This window comes from Nocardia sp. NPDC003345, assembly GCF_053589395.1.
In genome coordinates this window covers 1-1,789 of sequence record NZ_JBSFRU010000571.1, presented here as the reverse complement: position 1 = coordinate 1,789, position 1,789 = coordinate 1, and the positions used below count along the sequence as shown (strand labels likewise).

The 1,789-nt window shown below is 69.4% G+C and carries 2 protein-coding genes; both read left to right on the top strand.

Annotated elements, in window-relative coordinates; all coding sequences use genetic code 11:
• The coding region (locus ACWDU1_RS32075; protein WP_450004171.1) for a carboxyl transferase domain-containing protein at positions 1 to 490 on the top strand (490 nt) is incomplete at its 5' end.
• 5 nt (positions 491 to 495) lie between these two features.
• Positions 496 to 1,789, top strand: a 1,294-nt coding sequence (locus ACWDU1_RS32070; protein ID WP_450004170.1) for an acetyl-CoA carboxylase biotin carboxylase subunit, incomplete at its 3' end; no start/stop codon positions are given.

Below are 1,789 nucleotides of genomic sequence, written 5' to 3'. Positions count from 1 at the left end.
GCAGAACATCACCGGCTTCATGGTGGGCCGCGATTACGAGGCCGGCGGGATCGCCAAACACGGGGCGAAGATGGTGACCGCGGTGGCCTGCGCCCGGGTCCCGAAGCTGACCGTGGTGATCGGCGGATCCTACGGGGCGGGCAACTATTCCATGTGCGGGCGGGCCTATTCGCCCCGGTTCCTGTGGATGTGGCCGAACGCGCGGATCTCGGTGATGGGCGGCGAACAGGCGGCGTCGGTGCTGGCCACCGTACGCGGCGACCAGCTCGACGGTAACGGGCAACCGTGGAGCGAGGCGGACCAGGAGAAGTTCAAGGAACCGATCCGGCAGCAGTACGAGGCCCAGGGCAACCCCTACTATTCGACCGCGCGGCTGTGGGACGACGGGGTCATCGACCCCGCCGACACCCGCACCGTGCTGGGACTGGCTCTCTCGGTGTGCGCGCAGGCGCCGCTGGAACCGGTCTCCTACGGCGTCTTCCGGATGTGAGCACGATGCTGAACTCGAATCATCCCCTGCCGTTCGACACCGTGCTGGTGGCCAATCGCGGTGAGATCGCCGTCCGGGTGCTGCGCACCCTGCGGACGATGGGTTTGCGCTCGGTCGCGGTGTACAGCGACGCCGACCGGGACTCCCGCCATGTGCGCGAGGCCGATACCGCCGTGCGGCTGGGTCCGGCGGCCGCGCGCGAAAGTTATCTGAACATCGACGCGGTGGTGGCCGCCGCCCGGCGCACCGGTGCGCAAGCGGTACACCCCGGATACGGATTCCTTTCGGAGAACGCGGCGTTCGCGGCCGCCTTGGAGGCCGCCGGGATCGTCTTCCTGGGTCCGCCGGCGAAGGCGATCGAGGTCATGGGCGACAAGATCACCGCCAAGACGACGGTATCGGCCTCCGGTGTCCCGGTGGTTCCGGGGATCGCGGAGCCGGGTCTCACCGACGCGGCGCTGACAGCGGCGGCCGACGATATCGGTTACCCGGTGCTGGTGAAACCGTCGGCCGGGGGCGGCGGTAAGGGGATGCGCCGCGTCGACGATCCGGCCGATCTGCCCGCCGCCCTGGTGAGCGCCCGGCGGGAAGCGGCTTCGGCTTTCGGCGACGACACGCTGTTCCTGGAACGGTTCGTCACCCGGCCCCGCCATATCGAGGTGCAGATCCTGGCCGATACCCACGGCACCGTGCTGCACCTCGGCGAACGCGAATGCAGTCTGCAACGCCGGCATCAGAAGGTGATCGAGGAAGCGCCTTCACCGCTGCTGGACGCCGCAACCCGGGCACGGATCGGCGCCGCGGCCTGCGCCACCGCGCGCAGCGTCGACTATGTGGGCGCGGGCACGGTGGAGTTCATCGTCTCCGCCGACCGGCCCGACGAGTTCTTCTTCATGGAGATGAATACCCGGCTGCAGGTCGAACATCCGGTCACCGAACTGGTCACCGGATACGACCTGGTGGAATGCCAGGTCCGGATCGCCGCCGGGCAGCGGATCCGCGCCGCGCAGGAGGAGATCCGGCTGCACGGTCACGCCATCGAGGCGCGGGTCTACGCCGAGGATCCGGCCCGCGATTTCCTGCCGACCGGCGGCACCGTCCTGGATCTGGTGGAACCGGCGGGTCCGGGAGTGCGGGTCGATTCCGGGCTCGCGGTGGGCACCGTCGTGGGCAGCGACTACGACCCGATGCTGTCCAAGGTCATCGCGCACGGCCCCGACCGCGCGGCCGCCCTGAACGCCCTGGATCGCGCGCTCGCCGATACCGCGGTGCTGGGCGTGACGACCAATATCGACTTCC